The sequence below is a fragment of the Vibrio tapetis subsp. tapetis genome (genome assembly GCF_900233005.1).
In the GTDB taxonomy this organism is placed as follows: domain Bacteria; phylum Pseudomonadota; class Gammaproteobacteria; order Enterobacterales; family Vibrionaceae; genus Vibrio; species Vibrio tapetis.
Genome location: NZ_LT960612.1, coordinates 403361 through 419671, shown reverse-complemented (window position 1 = coordinate 419671; position 16311 = coordinate 403361). Strand labels below are relative to the sequence as shown.

Genomic DNA, 16311 nt, shown 5'->3' with positions numbered 1-16311 from the left:
GAATGTGTTTATAAAGACGTTGGTCTGCTTTGTACGAAGCGACTATGAGCACTTACTTTGCCATTGATGTACTCAACGCCACTGTGAATGTTATCTTGATTATGGCCCACGACTTGATATTCAACGATGAACTCGCCACTGACAATTTTCAGAAAGAGTAAACCATCAACCACTTGCCATAGTCCGTTAAGCTTCTTGTCACTGAACAGATCTTTTTCCACCAACGTACCATTTGGTTTAATGATCAATTCAGAAGAAAAACCATCTGAATTTACTTTGACCCATACTTGCTGGTGCACTTCAAAGCTGAGTAGCTTTCTTCTGCTTTTTATCCATTGTTGTAGCTCTGCTTGCTGGCTGTTAGTGAGCTCAGGTAGATCTTCTAACTCGAGTAGCACGTGATGCTTTTCAAACCAAAAGAGTTGTAGGTGAAGCAGCTTCATAAGTCGACTTAAATGGATAAACAATGAGGTGCACAACTCTGCTGCAACGCGCTTAGGTTGTCAACAAAATACGCATGGGTTGCTGAGTGGGCTTGCATAAAAAAAGCGCAGCAAACATCCCCGGGGGAGAGAAGATTTGGCTGCGCTATCCACGTTGGGATGTGACGCCTTAAGTTTTATTATTAGGCATCAGGAGCATGGATTTGTTTAAAAAAGCACTGGCAGTTCGGCACGTAAGCAGGATTGATTCAACCTTTTTTTCGCCAGTTTAATGTTGTGTTCCCACTGTTCATCTTGAGCCCACATTTCAATCACGAGGGGCACAACACAGTTGGTTTCTTTGAGCGTGACAAAGATGGCATCAAAGTCGACTTCGCCTTCACCAATGACGAGATCTCGGAACTGGCCGTCATGCCCATCTTTTACTTTATAAGTGTCTTTAAGATGGATCTGAGTAATATGCGGCATGCTCAGTGCAAGTTCAGTGCATACGTCGTAATTCCACCCCGAAATATTGCCAATATCCGGATATGCAGTGAAATAAGGCGATGGTACTTCTCTTTTTAAGATCTCAAATTTACTTAACGAGTTGAGGTAATCAGTATCCATGATTTCGACGGCAAGCATGATACCGGCCCGTTCAGCTAATTTGGCACAATGGCGCATTCCATCGATGAATCGCTGGTGCGTCTCCTTGTTTGCATGTTCGTAATACACGTCGTAGCCTGCAAGTTGGATGTTACGAATCCCTAACTTGAAAGCCAGCGTGATCGCTTTTTCCATGTGGATGACGGCTTGTTCTCGTATTGCAGCATCTGCAGAACCGAATGGGAACTTTCTGTGGGCACTTAAACACATGGACTGCAAAGGGATAGCATGTTTGATACACAAATCCCTAAGTTCATAAATTGTGGTGTCGTCCCAATCAAGGCGGCTACGTCTGTCATCAGATTCATCGACAGAAATTTCTAGAAAATCGAATCCGAGTTGTTTGGTTTTTTCTAGTTTTTGATCCCAACTGAGGTCGTTGGGTAGGGCTTTTTCGTAAAGCCCGACTCGGTGTCGTTCGAAGTGTTGATACATATGATCACCTATACCCAGTAGCGGTCAATTTGGGCGCGGAGTGCTTCGGCAGTTTGTTTGCCTTGTTCTCCGGCAAGTGCGCGGCCAGCAATAAAGGTTTTGGCTTTGATGCCTTCAAATAAGTACAGGTCTTCAGGCACGATACCACCGGTAATAGACAGCTCTAAACCTAGCTCAGACAACTTACGCATTTTGACTAAATCTTCTTCTGTCCAGCCAACCCCTGCCAGCTCTGCATCGCGGGAGCGGTGGTAAATTGCTTGAGTGATGCCAAGGTCAACCCAGGCTTGTGCGTCATCCATGGTCCAATTGCCGTAGATTTCGATTTGAATTTCACCGTTAAATTGGTCGGCTACTTTTTTACATGCAGCAATCGTGGCAATGTGGGCTGCGGCGGATACGGTGATCCAATCGGAACCTGCTTCAAAGGCCATTTTTGCTAGAATGGCACCACCGTCGGTTGTTTTCATATCACACACGAGGATGTGGTCTGGGTGGTTTTTACGCAGTGTTTGAACGGCATTCATGCCTTCGGCAAACGCCAGAATCGTGCCAATTTCAATCACATCGACAAAGCTTTCTACGTTGTTGGCCACTTGAATTGCCGACGCAAGATCCGTTTGATCAAGTGCGATTTGAATCATAGGTTTATTGGTGGCGGTTGATGTTACAGTCATGATGTTATCCTTTAATTTTATTTCGAATCAGACGAGCTAAGCCGTCTTCATTGTTATTTGTTTCACACACTAATCTGGCGGCACTTTTTACCGTGTCATCTGCGTTTTTCATGGCAACACCTAAACCGGCATACTCGAGCATGGAAATGTCATTATGGTTATCGCCCACAGCAAGCACGTGATTGGCGTGATAGCCAAGATTGGTGACATACTCTGCAAGCAGTGCGCCTTTGTTGTTGCCTAAAGCGGCAAAATCAATTCGGTTAGACCAAGATCGTTCTCCATTGAACTTACGTTTAACGTAATCGTGCTCAAGCAATCGTTCGACTGAACTTGGTTGCCCTTCTACAACAAACTTCCACACGTATTGAGTCTTGTTGACTAAATCACTAAAGGAGTCGATTCGCTCGATTTTTGGCTTTGAATTCCCTTCAAATTGATCGGCCCAACTTTCAAGTGCTTGCATGTACGTTATTGGGTTATGTGATGAATAGGTCATTGAGTCGGTAACGTACATGACCATTTTCATCTGGTACTCATGAGCAAGAGAGATAAAAGACAAAGCGTCTTGCTTGCTAATTGCGTTATGTTGTACAACGCAATCATTCTGGTAATCGTATATGTACGTGCCGTTGCAGCAGATAATGGGCGTAGTTAGCCCCAATTCCTCGTAGTAAGGTTTCGCTGCGGTATGATGACGGCCGGTGACAATCACAACATGGCAGTGCTGCCTTGCTTCTTGAATTGCGCGTTTTACTTCAGGGTTAATCGTATGTTCATCCGTGAGAACGGTGCCATCGAGATCAAGAGCCAACACTTTGTACATAAGATCACCTTTGGCCGTAATAGGCATTTTCACCGTGCTTACGCAGGTAGTGCTTGTCGGACAGTTCAGGTTGGATTTTTATGCCGCTATTGAGTGAGCGTGTTGCCAGCGCCATGGCGGATATTTCTTCCAATACCACGGCATTGTGTACCGCGTCGATTGCATCTTTGCCCCAAGAAAATGGTGCATGACCAGACACAATCACACTCGGTACGGCTTTTGGATCAACCTTGCGCTGTGCGAATTCTTCGATGATGACTAAGCCTGTGTTTTTCTCATATTCTTCACGAATTTCAGCCTGTGAGAGTTTACGAGTACACGGAATATCCCCGTAGAAATAGTCGGCATGTGTGGTGCCGAGTGCGGGAATGTCTATGCCCGCTTGAGCCCAAATGGTCGCACTGCGTGAGTGCGTGTGAACAACCCCACCAATGTTAGGAAAGGCTTTGTACAGCTCAAGGTGTGTGGCGGTATCGCTTGAAGGGTTAAGTGTGCCTTCCAGTTGATTACCAGCAAGATCAACCACAACGATATGGTCAACCGTCATCACATCATATTCTACGCCCGAAGGTTTAATCGCGATGACGCCTAACTCTCTATCTATCTCGGATACGTTTCCCCATGTGAAAGTGACAAGACCATATTTTGGCAATTTGAGATTAGCGTCTAGTACACGTTGTTTAAGTGCTTGATACATAGGTCCTCCTGATTAATTTGGGACGAATTGGCTACGCGACGGTAGCGGCTAGCGCTTCGTCAATGACATTAAAAATGTCTTCTTTGCTACGGCAGCGACGTAACTTGTCTAAATCAACGCCGGTTTCACTGTCTTCGTCATCTAATACGGTGGTGACTTCCATTAAGCCTTCCATGTGTTCATCAGAAGAGCTGCCTGCAAGAGTGACCATCACATCTACAGGTTCGTCCTCTCCCTCAAAATAAACAGGTGTCGCGAGTGTGACTAAAGCAAAAGCGGTGCGGTTTACCCCATCTTCAGGGCGTGCATGCGGCATGGCGAAATTAGGGGCGATGACAATATAAGGGCCCAGCTTTGTAATGCTATTGATAATGGCTTCGTGATAGCTTGGCTCAATTGCGCCTGAGGCAATAAGCATATCTGTTCCGACTTTTATCGCAGTTTGCCATGAGCCTGCTTGCGCTTGTAAACAGATGGAATTGTTGTCGATCAGTGATTGTTTAAAACCCATTGCTCTATCTCCAGTTAGTCGTTCGATTGTTGTGCCAGCATTAACTGGCACGGTATTTCTAGTTATATGTAGGGTGTTTAGGTTTACTTAATCGTTGTCGATTTACTTAGTTGGAACGAAGTTTTTGTCGATGATATCTAGCAGCTCGTCACCAAAACTATTTGGGTTAAGCATGTTCTGCACACCGAGTACAAACTTGCCTTCTCCTGGCGTCATTTCAGCCGACAAGTGCTTAGATGAAACGATGATATCGGTAGAAGCGAGTTTCGATTTGTAATCCGAGACAGCGCACGAGTCCATAACATGGGGGATGCCTCTCTTCTCTAGGTATTTACCAATTTTCATTTTCATCATCATTGATGAACCTTGACCGTTGCCACATACCGCTAGGATGCTAACAGGACGAACACCGTCGCTTTGTGAGATAGCACGCTCAACCGCTTCTACGATTTCTGGCTCTTCGCTGATTTGTACTAGACCTTCTGCGTCTTCTTCTGCACGAAGCTGTTTAGAAGCGAAGTACATGTACACACCAGCCAGAGCAAGCAATACAAAGAAGAACAGGTTAGACATAGACAAGCCTTGCATGATTGGTGGGAATACTAATGCCCAGTCAGCCATACCCATCCAACCATTGAACTCGGCACCTTGCTGAGTGAGCAGGTGGATAGCCCAAGCAGAACCGACCACTTCGATGATGCCCATAACGAAACAGATTTTCATTACCGCACGCCAGCCGCCAAAGTGATTCGCAAACACACCAATGGTGGCGTTCGAGAAGAACATAGGAATGAAGCCTGGGATGATCATGATCGGTGCATCAAATGCCAACATTGCGAGAACCGCAGTGAATTGGCCAATCGCACCCCACATGAAACCAAATACCATTGCGTTTGGAGAAAATGCGTAGATAGCCGCACAGTCAATCGCTAATACTGCGTTTGGAATGACACGCTCAGAAATACCTTTAAAGGCTTCTGACAGTTCAGCAACGAACATGCGAACGCCCGCAACGATGACTTGAATCGCAACCGCGAACTTAAGGCCTGTTTCTAAAATGTAGATAGACCAATGGGTTTTTCCTGCCATTTCTTGCAAGTTATCAAGACCAAATGAAAGCAAGATGATGCCAAAGAATACGGTCATGACAATGGCGGTTGCCGCAATACTATCGTGGAAAATATGCAGCCATTTAGGCAATTCTAGATGGTCAACGCTGTCTTTTTTGTCACCTAATTTAGGGGCAACTTTAGTGGCGATCCACGAAGCGACTTGTTGTTGGTGACCAATAGAAAAACCCGCTCCGCCTGTAACTTCTTGTGTCGGTTTGAACATGATGTTGGCTGATATACCCCAATACAATGCCATTAATACGGCAGAGTAAAGGATGGTTTCCCACATGCTGGTACCAAGAATGAAATAGAAAACAGCGATTAAACCAGCTTGTTGGAACATGATATGTCCCGTAAGCATGATGGTTCGAATACCGGTAATTCGGCGAAAAAGCACCAAAAGGATATTAAGACCAAGGGCTAACAGTACGGTGTAACCAACCCAAGAGTAGTTGTCGCCCATTGTTTCCATGGTCGACATCATTGTGGTGTAAGGGTCAATCACCGAACCTGTTAGGCCGTGATATTCAGAAAGTTTTGTTATTACCGGTTTGAAACCTGCTACCAGTGTGCCAGCACCGACTTGAACCAACATAAAACCGACGATGGTTTTGATGGTTCCCTTGATGATGGTGGTGATATCGCGTCGCAGCAGCCAGTAACCAATCAGCGTTACTAAACCGAGCAGTAACGGCGCTTTTGTCATTACTTGGCTGTAAAAAATATAGAAAGCATCGTAAAGAAACTCCATATCTTACCCCTTATCTATGTGTTTTTAGTTATGTGTAGGACAGAGTGATTCAGTTGTTCTTTGTTCTGATATCGACTCAAGATTTGCTCACAAAACAAACCATACCAATCATTTGTAATCATTCAATGCACATTTGTGATTACATTGATCGAGATCAATTTTGAGGTGGTGGTAGGAACAAAACTGATAAGCTGATCACTGATAAAAATAATAATAAGAGTTAAATCAATAGCTTATAAAAAATCATGCGCAATGCCTCATTTTTATCCTGTGGAAAATTGACATATTTTTTAATCATCAATACAATCATAACAAATCAATATTAATCACCAAGTAATCACTTGATGAAAAGATAAGGTGATAATTTATGAACGAAGTGCAAAGGCACCATGAAATTTTGTCTCTATTAGATGAGCGTAGAACGATCAATGTATCGAACATCATCGATAAATTTCAGATTTCACCAGCAACAGCTCGAAGAGACATTTCAAAGTTAGATGAGCTAGGTAAGCTAAAGAAAGTCCGCAACGGTGCACAAAGAATTGAAAGTAAAAAGCGTGCATGGACTCCCTTAAACATAGACAGCACGGATCACTACCACGAGAAATCCAGAATCGCGGTAAAAGCAGCATCACTTTGTGGTGATGGAGAAAGTGTCGTGATTAACTGCGGGTCTACGGCGTTTCTTTTAGGCCAAGAGTTATGCGGGCAGGACATTCACATCGTCACGAACTACTTTCCGTTGGCGAGTTACTTGATCAATGAAGAGCATGACAATGTCATCATCATCGGTGGTCAGTACAATAAAACACAGAACATTTTCTTGAATCCGACGCCTAATTCGTTGGGAGGCTATGCCGGTCATTGGATGTTTACCAGTGGTAAAGGATTGACGGAAAACGGCTTGTATAAGAGTGATATGCTAACAGCCATTGCAGAGCAACAGATGCTAGAGCAAATAGGCAAATTAGTGGTGGTCGTGGATAGTTCTAAGGTAGGCCAGTCTACTGGTATGCTATTTTGTCCGACCGAGAAAATTGACATGGTGATCACAGGTAAAGATGCCGACCCTAAGGTTATAGAATCCATGAGAGCTCAAGGTGTCGAAGTTTTACTGGTTTAATTAAATAAAAAGAATAGTGATAGCTAATAAATACTCTTAGCAACAGATATATTTGGTTAATCACTATTCTTAGTCAAATAGAGCAATTAAGCGCCTTAATAAAATAATGCGCTAGGATCATCACATCCTAAATAACCCAAATTAATATAAAGCGACTTGTGAAAATAAGGCGTTAGGATCCCTACATCCTAAATAATCCAATAACTTATTAAGTAAGAGGTAATAATATGAGTAATGTAAATGAAATCACACGTGAATCTTGGATCTTAAACACATTCCCAGAGTGGGGGACGTGGCTTAATGAAGAAATTGAAAACACCCAAGTAGAAAAAGATACATTTTCAATGTGGTGGTTAGGCTGTACTGGTATTTGGCTTAAGTCTGAAGGCAATACTAATATATCGATTGATTTTTGGTGTGGCACGGGTAAAAAAACTCAAAAGAATGCGTTCATGAAAAATCAACATCAGATGATGCGCATGGGCGGTGTTGAAAACCTACAGCCAAATTTACGTACTGCTATTTTCCCTCTTGACCCATTTGGCATTAAAGAAATCGATGCTGTATTGGCCTCTCACGATCACGCTGATCATATTGATGTGAATGTTGCTGCTGCGGTTCTGCAAAATTGTGGAGATCATGTGAAATTTATCGGCCCACAAGCATGTGTTAATTTGTGGTTGGGTTGGGGTGTACCTGAAGATCGCTGTGTGGTTGCTAAAGTCGGTGATGTCCTCGAAGTGGGAGACATGAAGATTCGCGTACTGGACTCCTTTGATCGTACCGCTCTTGTTACTTTGCCTGAAGGCACGTCTTCTTATGATAAAGGGATTTTGGATGGCATGGATGACCGTGCAGTCAACTACCTAATCGAAACGACCGGCGGGTCTGTTTACCACTCTGGTGATTCTCATTACTCAAATTACTACGCGAAACATGGTAACGACTACGATATCGATGTAGCATTACTTTCATTTGGTGAGAACCCAAGAGGCGTAACCGATAAAATGACGGCTTCTGATATTTTACGTGCTGGTGAATCACTAGACTGTAACGTAGTCATGCCATTCCATCATGATATCTGGGCAAATTTCCAAAATGATCCTCGAGAAATTGAAGTGTTATGGAACATGAAGAAAGATCGTCTGCAATATGGATTTGCTCCGTTCTTCTGGCAGGTTGGTGGTAAATATACGTACCCAACAGACAAAGGGCGTATGCACTACCAGCACTTCCGTGGCTTTACTGATGTATTCACAAATGAACCAGAATTGCCTTATAAAGCGTTTTTATAATTAGATATATCATATAAAATTAAAAGGAGCGTATTCGCTCCTTTTTTATATCTGACGTTTACATAATAAGGATATTTTGTCGTGTTGCTTAGAGAATTTAAAACTCATTATAAACAAGGGAACTTAGATGATGTTATTGCGGTTCCATCTGCCAAAGGTGACGGGTATTACTTAATGGTTAAAAGTAAAAAGTGGGGCGTAAATAGCTTTCTAGAAAATAGTCGAGACTTAAAGCCCAGGTTATTTAAAACACAGCATGCCATGATGAATGCGGCTAAAGATATTGGCTTTAACCGTGCAGCCATAGAGACGACACTGGCTTGATTCGAGATTTTGGTTTAATGGCAAGATGTACTCAAGCCATTAAACCAAAATAATCCACTTAGACTTAGACTTAGACCAAATTGTTATAGTTTCATCTTAAAACGTTCATTTGGCTGTCTATTTACGAACCATGCCCAAACGTGATCGTATACAGCGTGCTGATTAGGAAATGGCGCGAGTTGTTTCGCTTCTTCCAATGTACACCATCGGAATTCGGTGTGCTCCTCATTCAATATCACTTCTTGATTGGCTGGGCACATGACAACAAAAACTGGGATCAATTGGATGACCTCGATGCTGGCTTCGTAAAACTGCTCCATAAATTGCGCGTTATAAAGGGCGTGAGGTGGGATTTTAGTTTCCTCATCAAACTCTCGGATGATGGCTTGCCAGCCTTTTTCTCCAGCCTCGATAGAGCCCGCAACGTGGCACCAAAATTTGCCTTTGACGCGTTTCATTAATAGCATTTTAGGTTCGCCATCAATTTCTGAGATAGCGACACCTGAGACAACGGAAGTATTTACTGGGATCATAGGGTTATACCAATTTAATTAAGTGGAAAAACTTTTTCGAATCGCTCAAGGACTAATTCTGAATCCGGCTGAAAATCGGCGCCGACTTCTGCTGCGTATTGGGTAAAGAAGTCTAGGTGGGCTTTATGCCACCACTGATAGCTTCGGTCTCCTTCCCCTTCGGCATAGGCGAATGCATCGCTGACCTGATCAAATGGGCAAAGCGAGACCTCCGTCACCTTGATAATGCAAACAGGATCTTGCTGCCAATCGAGCACTAAGGTTAGCCGTCCTACTTCTGGTAGGGGCTCGTTGTCGATGTCGTAACCTTGTTTTAGGCTGCAACTCGCGGTTTTAATGCGTTGGTTGATAAGACGTGCGCACTCATTGGCATTGAACTCATCCGCGCAAAAATGCTCGGCAGTGAACTGAGGAACGGCATTACGTTCTTGTTCTGAAAGCTGAGATAAATACTGCTCAATGTAAGCCTGATATTCTGGTTTCATTTGATTTCTGCCGTTTTAGAGACGTTGTAAATGTAGGGTGTCGTTTGGTCGATAAATACGAAGCCGTGCCTTTCGACAATAGGGCGGCTCATTTTTGAAGCGTCAATCATCAAATATTCTCGGCCATATTGTTTCGCAAGGTTGATGCGAATATGCAGAAGTTCTGTGTAATAACCGTTGCCTCGGTATGCTTCAACCGTGCTGCCACCCCAAATACCGGCAAATGGACTGTCTGAATTGAAAACGATCCATGCTGAGGAAACGGGCTCTCCATTTTGATAGATCACGTAGATCCTAAGTGCTTCGGGATCATGTTTTTTAGACGTGACAAGGTGATGATAGTGACCACTGAGATCACCGCCCCAGACTTTCTCTTGAACATCAATAGCATCACGAATGCCCGCTTCATCAGCGACTTCTACCGCTAGGTTTCTTGTTTCTAGTGGCTGGGTAATCTTAGGGAGATCAAAGACCATGAAAGATTCGGCTTCTTCGGCACAAAACCCGCGTGCGATTAACTGTTTCGTGAGGTTAGTCGGGGTATCTGATAAGTAGGTTTTCCACTCGAAACTGCGTTTTTCTTGTGTGAAAAATTCAATCTCACGCTCAATGATGGCGGCTGTGCTTTGCTCATCAAACTGATGGTAAGAAATGAAGCTGCCATAATCTTGTGGTGCAACAAAACGAGTCAGTTCGCGGGTCGTTAACTTTTTACAACCTGGAACGTCTAGGTTCTGTCTTTCATATAAATTGTATGCGTTTATAACGTCCTGTTTATTCACGTGTGCTCCTTACAACTGGCGTTTCAAATCTTTGAGATCTGAAGCGCGAATTGTAACCCATCTTGATATTAGTTTCATACCAAGATGAGTTTTTCACAGTAAATTCAAATTGTTACAGTATGCTATTTTGATGTGCGCTGTTGTTGTTTTTTCGCTTGTTTCTCTGCTTTTCGCTGTTCAATGAGCTTACCAGCATCACCGCCAACATGGGTTTCTCCGCGTTGATTTGCAAGGGACACTTGCTTTTCACGCTCACGGAAACGGGCTTTTTGATCATCAGAATGTTGGTCGATACATTTAGGGCAGCTTACGCCTTTTTCATATTGGTCTGATTGTTTTTCATCTTCGGTGATAGGTAAACGGCACGCATTACAAACGTCATAGCCGCTTTTTTCCAGCTGATGGTTAACCGCAACTCGGCCATCGAAAACGTAGCAGTCACCTTCCCACATACTTTGTTCTTCTGGCACTTCTTCTAAGTATTTTAGAATGCCACCTTCAAGGTGGTAAACCTCGTCAAAGCCTTGCTCTTTAAGGTAAGCCGTCGATTTTTCGCAACGAATACCACCGGTACAGAACATGGCGACCTTCTTATGTTTTGCCGGGTCTAGGTTTTCTTCAACGTACTTCGGAAATTCACGGAAAGTGTCTGTATTTGGGTTCACGGCATTTTTGAAGGTACCGATGTCTACTTCGTAATCATTACGGGTGTCGACTAACAGTACCTCTGGGTCAGAAATCAATGCATTCCATTGGTCGGGTTTTACGTAAGTACCAACCACATGACGTGGGTCTATGCCTTCTACGCCCATAGTGACAATTTCTTTCTTAAGTTTCACTTTGGTGCGATTAAAGGGCTGTTGTTCATTGAATGATTCTTTATATACCACATCGGCTAGACGGGCATCTTGTTTGAACCAAGCGAGCAACTTGTCGATAGAATCACGAGAGCCGGCAACGGTGCCGTTAATGCCTTCACTGGCCAAAAGCAACGTGCCTTTGATCGCTAAGTCTTCTAGTAGGTCGGTGAGCGGTAAGCGAATGTCTTGATAGTCTTCAAGTTTTACAAATTTGTACAGAGCACAAACGACGTATTGAGTCATGGTGAGTTTTCCTTTTGCGAACTGGAACGTAAATCCAGAGCAGTTGAGCGATGGCTGTTAGAGCCTTTTTAGTGTGGCGGGAGTATAACTGAGCAATAACTCGACAAATACAGACAGTTTGTGGGGAAATTAATCGGGGGAGGTTCGTAGTTTGTGAGGAGGTAACAAAAATAGTGCTTTCTAAATGAGGGGCAGATAATGATCAACGTTGCGTTTTTTATTACTAAATCTTACGACGAAGCGGCTATCAGGACTTACTTTGTCATTGATATATTCCACACCATTAGTAACAAGATCCCAAAACAGTCTTTGATACTCATCTTGAAAACACCATTAGTCACAACTCTGTTAAGAGCTTATGTGCATGTGAGTTTGATTGCGTTATAACAAAATAACCCTAAATTCACGTAAGGTGTAAGATCATGGAAAATACGTTTGAGCACAAGATGCCGAATGAAGATGGTTATTTCGGTGAGTATGGCGGCAGTTTCATTCCGGAAGAACTCAAAAAAATCATGGATGAAATCGGAGCCGCTTACGATGAATGTCGTCAAGATCCCGCATTTAAAACAGAACTTGCCCGTTTATATAAGCACTTTGTTGGTCGGCCTAGCCCAATATTTCATGCTCAAAATTTGTCTAACAAGTATGGTGCTCAAATCTATCTAAAACGAGAAGATTTAAATCATACTGGCGCTCATAAAATCAACCATTGCTTAGGTGAAGCACTGATTGCGAAGAAGTTGGGTAAAAAGAAACTCATCGCAGAAACGGGTGCAGGCCAGCATGGTGTGGCGCTTGCGACCGCAGCGGCGTTGGTGGGGCTAGAGTGTGATATTTATATGGGTGAAGTGGATATTGTAAAAGAGCACCCAAATGTAGTGCGCATGCGAATTTTGGGTGCCAATGTTATCCCTGCAACGCACGGTCGTAAAACCTTAAAAGAGGCGGTAGATGCCGCATTTGAAGCTTACATGAAAGACCCTCATACTCAACTCTATGCCATCGGGTCTGTAGTCGGGCCTCATCCATTCCCTGCGATGGTACGAGATTTTCAGTCGATTATTGGCAATGAAGCTCGTATTCAATTCCAAGAAATGACAGAGACGTTGCCAGATAATTTGGTCGCTTGTGTCGGGGGTGGCTCGAATGCGATGGGCTTGTTTAGCGCTTTCTTAGAGGATGAGCAGGTCAATATTTATGGTGTTGAACCGTCTGGCCGTGATTTGCATACCATTGGCGAGCATGCCGCGACGCTAACTTTAGGTCAACCTGGTGTAATGCACGGTTTTAAGTCATACATGCTCACCGATCCCAATGGTGAACCACAAGAAGTGTATTCGGTGGCCAGTGGTTTAGATTACCCATCGGTTGGGCCGCAACATGCTTATCTTAAAGACAGCGGTCGTGTTCGTTATGGTCATATAAACGACCAAGAGGCTATTGATGCTTTCTTCGAGCTTTCGCGTTTAGAGGGTATTATTCCTGCTATTGAATCTGCACATGCCGTCGCTTACGCAATTAAGTTAGCACAGCAAGGTGAGTCTGGATCGATTTTGTTAAATCTTTCAGGACGTGGTGACAAAGATATCGACTTTGTTGTTGAAAACTATGGCAGTGATTATGGTATCGAAAGCCTAATTTAACCTTACAAACACGCCAATACCGCTAGTTGCTCAGTCGTCAGCTAGCGGTATCGCTCTCTTTGATGTGGCTATCTATACACGTCCCCTTTCAGGTTTAAGCGATTTCCCTTAAAAGAGCAAAGGATTGCGGCACCATGCGTTGCGTCGTTACAAAACCAATGGATTTATTCTCGCTATTGATTGCTTTGGCAACGATCCCGTCGGGTGTGACTTCCAATTGCCAGCGTTCAACCCCTTGCCCGGAGGTAATTCCGCCAAACTGGATTGGGTAGCTTGGCGTTTTTACTTTCACCATCATCGTTGGCAGGACAACATCGGCTTTATCACCTAAGAGTGTTTTGGCTAACGTATTTGCACTGATTAACGCCGGTTGTAGATACGCCCGCACTTCGCCTTTAAATTCTGCACAATCTCCTATAGCAAAGACATGCCGCGTGGACGTTTGCATAGCACCGTCTACGATAATGCCTTTGTTTATTTTAAGCCCCGCTTCCCGTGCAAGAGAGGTATTGGCTCGTAATCCAGCGCAAGCAATGACTTGGTCAACGTGAAGTTCTTTACCACTAGAGAGCAAAACTGAGGATTTCGTTTCGTGTGCATTTATGCGTTCTATGCGTGATTCGGTGTAGATTGATATGTCTTTGTTTTGCATGTGCAAAGATAATTTCAGAGCGATGAGCTCAGGTAATTGATTTGCCATCAGCGTTGAAGCAGGCTCAACTAGCGAGACCCGTTTGCCAGCATTGGCAAGATCTAACGCAATTTCAACCCCAATTAAACCACCGCCAAGCACCATAACATGGTCTGCATTGGTGATTGATTCAGCATGAGTCGCAAACTCTTCTAGGCTATTTAGCGTAACAATTGAATGGGCATTGTTCCCTTGAATGGGTGGAATGAACGTGTTTGCGCCTGTTGCTAACACCAATTTTGCATAGTTCATTTGGCCACCATCAAAGCAGATGTATCGTTCATCTGTATTAATGGCGCTTACTTTCTTATGGCTCAATAGCTGAATATCATATTGTTTAGCAAACTCTTCTCCTGATGCAACAATGAGATCTTGTATTGCCTGTTTCTTCGAGAATACATGGCTTAAGTCTGGCTTATTGTAATCATGCCCATCGTTGGCCGTGATGACTGCAATGTTGATGTTTTTGTCTTGGCGGCGAATCGCTTTCACCAATTGATAAGCCGCAAAACCGCTGCCAATAATAACAATCGGATCTTGCGTGCTATTTGCTTTGGGGTTGCAGTCCGCCATTATGCCACTTCCTCTTTGCTATGGGGAACAAACACATCTTTGCCAAGGTTGCATTCAGGGCATAAGAAATAATCAGGTACTTCAGCCCATGGTGTTCCTACCTCTACGCCTTGGTTTGGTTCGCCAACTTTTGGGTCATAGACCCAATTACATACGGTACAGATCATGCATTGGCAGTCAGGGCTGTGGCTTTGCTTTGTCTCTATAGAAGTGGTTGTATCACTAACTTCTGAAGGCACATGCATTGCTTCTTGATTATTAAGCAAGTCCACATTCGATTCAGTGTTGATCGGCTCTACATTGATAGCGTTGAGCGCCCATAACTTGGCAACACGCTGACCGTGTTCTCGGCATACACGCAGCGCTTTGCCATCGGGTCTCCACTTGGCTTTTAAGCCTTCCGTCATCTGAAAACCCGCATCGGTTAAACGAGAGTGAATGCGATCGACTGCGCCACCATTCCAACCATAGCTGCCAAATGCGCCCGCTTTTTTCTCTTTAAAACGTAAGCCCGTCATTTCCTCTAGCATGCCTGCAATTTTTGGCATCATCACATTATTCATGGTTGATGAACCCACTAGTACGCCTTTGGATCGGAAGACATTGGCAAGGATTTCGTTTTTGTCATGACGCGAAGTGTTGAATACCTTCACCGCAACACCAGGATCAACATCGTGAATACCCTGAGCTATGGCATCGGCCATCATACGGGTATTGTTAGACATGGAGTCGTAAAAAATGGTGATACGATCTTCTTGATATGCATCTGCCCACTCTAAGTATTTTTCAATGATTTGAGTCGGATTGTCGCGCCATACAATGCCGTGAGAAGTAGCGATCATATCAACGGGTAAGTTGAAGCTCAGTACTTCGTGGATCTTAGCCGTTACTAGGCTACTGAACGGCGTTAAGATGTTTGAGTAATAGCGCAAGCATTGATCCATTAATTCAGTTTGGTCAACTTCATCGTTGAATAGGCGCTCGTCGCAATAGTGTTGCCCAAAAGCGTCATTGCTGAATAGCACAGCATCACCAGTTAAGTAGGTCATCATGCTATCAGGCCAATGCAACATAGGTGCTTCAACAAATACCAGTTGTTTACCGTTACCAATATCAAGCGAGTCGCCAGTTTTAATGGTTTGGAAATTCCATTCAGGGTGGTGGTGGTGACCAACGATAGAGTCAATCGCGGCTTCAGTGCAGTAAATGGGCGTATTTGGAATGCGTGCCATTAAAGCTGATAATGCCCCGGAGTGATCTTCTTCAGCATGGTTCATGACAATATAATCGATAGAGTTCAGGTCAATTTCCATCTCTAGGTTTTGGATGAACTGGTGGCTGAAGCGATGGTCAACGGTATCAATCAGTACCGTTTTTTCTTCACGGATAAGGTAGCTGTTATAGCTTGTGCCTTTTGTGATTTTGTATTCGGTGCCATGAAAATCTTGAACTTCCCAATCGCGTTGCCCTACCCAATGGATATTGTTTTTAACGTGAATCGTCATAGTACTGCCTTTTAATCTATGTCATTAAGTGAGATTACTTCCTTTATTGCATTGCTTGTGCCAAGTTTTAAATGTGTCTTAACTTATTGTTTTTACCTTGTTTGTAGTTTGGGTTTGTTCATTTCTTATCGTTTTGATAGTATTGTTTTTA

Annotated in this window: 18 protein-coding genes; 5 read left to right on the top strand and 13 right to left on the bottom strand. The window is 43.7% G+C overall.

Translation table 11 applies throughout. From position 1 onward, the window contains the following. Window positions 1–8 precede the first annotated feature (8 nt). The 7 genes from VTAP4600_RS19020 to VTAP4600_RS18990 all read right to left on the bottom strand — a co-directional run bounded on the left by VTAP4600_RS19020 (window position 9) and on the right by VTAP4600_RS18990 (window position 6100). Complete coding sequence (locus tag VTAP4600_RS19020) at window positions 9–443, bottom strand: hypothetical protein (protein WP_102524368.1); 435 nt, start codon at window positions 441–443, stop codon at window positions 9–11. 207 nt (window positions 444–650) lie between these two features. Beyond that, window positions 651–1526: an L-ribulose-5-phosphate 3-epimerase gene (locus tag VTAP4600_RS19015; protein ID WP_102524367.1), complete on the bottom strand. Its 876-nt coding sequence runs from the start codon at window positions 1524–1526 to the stop codon at window positions 651–653. Window positions 1527–1534: 8 nt separating this feature from the next. Further along, the gene (locus tag VTAP4600_RS19010; RefSeq protein ID WP_102524366.1) at window positions 1535–2203 is read right to left on the bottom strand and encodes a 3-keto-L-gulonate-6-phosphate decarboxylase UlaD; all 669 of its coding nucleotides are present in this window, start codon (window positions 2201–2203) and stop codon (window positions 1535–1537) included. 4 nt (window positions 2204–2207) lie between these two features. Next, a complete protein-coding gene (locus VTAP4600_RS19005; RefSeq protein WP_102524365.1) occupies window positions 2208–3029 on the bottom strand; it encodes a Cof-type HAD-IIB family hydrolase in 822 nt (273 codons plus the stop codon). A 4-nt stretch (window positions 3030–3033) separates the two neighbouring features. Further along, window positions 3034–3726, bottom strand: a complete 693-nt coding sequence (locus tag VTAP4600_RS19000) for an L-ribulose-5-phosphate 4-epimerase (protein ID WP_102524364.1) — start codon at window positions 3724–3726, stop codon at window positions 3034–3036. A 31-nt stretch (window positions 3727–3757) separates the two neighbouring features. After that, on the bottom strand, window positions 3758–4237 hold the full coding sequence (locus tag VTAP4600_RS18995; protein ID WP_102524363.1) for a PTS sugar transporter subunit IIA: 480 nt from the start codon (window positions 4235–4237) through the stop codon (window positions 3758–3760). Between the two features lie 102 nt (window positions 4238–4339). Continuing rightward, window positions 4340–6100: a PTS ascorbate-specific subunit IIBC gene (locus VTAP4600_RS18990; RefSeq protein WP_102524362.1), complete on the bottom strand. Its 1761-nt coding sequence runs from the start codon at window positions 6098–6100 to the stop codon at window positions 4340–4342. A gap of 367 nt (window positions 6101–6467) precedes the next feature. Between VTAP4600_RS18990 and ulaR the strand changes: the two genes are divergently transcribed. The 3 genes from ulaR to VTAP4600_RS18975 all read left to right on the top strand — a co-directional run bounded on the left by ulaR (window position 6468) and on the right by VTAP4600_RS18975 (window position 8842). Then, window positions 6468–7223, top strand: a complete 756-nt coding sequence (gene ulaR, locus VTAP4600_RS18985; RefSeq protein ID WP_102524361.1) for an HTH-type transcriptional regulator UlaR — start codon at window positions 6468–6470, stop codon at window positions 7221–7223. A gap of 227 nt (window positions 7224–7450) precedes the next feature. After that, window positions 7451–8518 carry an L-ascorbate 6-phosphate lactonase gene (gene ulaG, locus VTAP4600_RS18980; RefSeq protein WP_102524360.1) on the top strand — a complete coding sequence of 356 codons (1068 nt, stop codon included), beginning with the start codon at window positions 7451–7453 and terminating at the stop codon, window positions 8516–8518. 81 nt (window positions 8519–8599) lie between these two features. Next, complete coding sequence (locus VTAP4600_RS18975) at window positions 8600–8842, top strand: hypothetical protein (protein ID WP_102524359.1); 243 nt, start codon at window positions 8600–8602, stop codon at window positions 8840–8842. Window positions 8843–8925: 83 nt separating this feature from the next. Here the strand turns inward: VTAP4600_RS18975 and VTAP4600_RS18970 are convergent, their stop codons facing one another. From VTAP4600_RS18970 to trhO, 4 genes are all read right to left on the bottom strand, one after another. Beyond that, window positions 8926–9375, bottom strand: coding sequence for an NUDIX hydrolase (locus VTAP4600_RS18970; RefSeq protein ID WP_102524358.1), 450 nt, complete (start codon window positions 9373–9375; stop codon window positions 8926–8928). Window positions 9376–9389: 14 nt separating this feature from the next. Next, window positions 9390–9860: an ASCH domain-containing protein gene (locus VTAP4600_RS18965; RefSeq protein ID WP_102524357.1), complete on the bottom strand. Its 471-nt coding sequence runs from the start codon at window positions 9858–9860 to the stop codon at window positions 9390–9392. After that, window positions 9857–10642, bottom strand: coding sequence for a GNAT family N-acetyltransferase (locus VTAP4600_RS18960; protein ID WP_102524356.1), 786 nt, complete (start codon window positions 10640–10642; stop codon window positions 9857–9859). The genes VTAP4600_RS18965 and VTAP4600_RS18960 overlap by 4 nt, the downstream gene beginning before the upstream one ends. Before the next feature lie 122 nt (window positions 10643–10764). Next, window positions 10765–11745 carry an oxygen-dependent tRNA uridine(34) hydroxylase TrhO gene (trhO, locus tag VTAP4600_RS18955; RefSeq protein ID WP_102524355.1) on the bottom strand — a complete coding sequence of 327 codons (981 nt, stop codon included), beginning with the start codon at window positions 11743–11745 and terminating at the stop codon, window positions 10765–10767. Window positions 11746–11943: 198 nt separating this feature from the next. Here trhO and VTAP4600_RS18950 point away from each other — a divergent pair, with 198 nt between their 5' ends. Continuing rightward, window positions 11944–12132, top strand: a complete 189-nt coding sequence (locus tag VTAP4600_RS18950) for a hypothetical protein (protein ID WP_102524354.1) — start codon at window positions 11944–11946, stop codon at window positions 12130–12132. Between the two features lie 59 nt (window positions 12133–12191). Next, window positions 12192–13391 (top strand): tryptophan synthase subunit beta, encoded by a 1200-nt coding sequence (trpB, locus tag VTAP4600_RS18945; protein WP_462889673.1) that lies wholly within the window; start codon window positions 12192–12194, stop codon window positions 13389–13391. Between the two features lie 94 nt (window positions 13392–13485). Here trpB and norW read toward each other — a convergent pair whose 3' ends face one another. Together norW and norV are read right to left on the bottom strand one after the other, a co-directional pair. Continuing rightward, window positions 13486–14655, bottom strand: coding sequence for an NADH:flavorubredoxin reductase NorW (gene norW / locus VTAP4600_RS18940; protein WP_102524352.1), 1170 nt, complete (start codon window positions 14653–14655; stop codon window positions 13486–13488). Continuing rightward, a complete protein-coding gene (gene norV / locus VTAP4600_RS18935) occupies window positions 14655–16160 on the bottom strand; it encodes an anaerobic nitric oxide reductase flavorubredoxin (protein ID WP_102524351.1) in 1506 nt (501 codons plus the stop codon). The genes norW and norV overlap by 1 nt, the downstream gene beginning before the upstream one ends. Window positions 16161–16311: the final 151 nt, after the last annotated feature.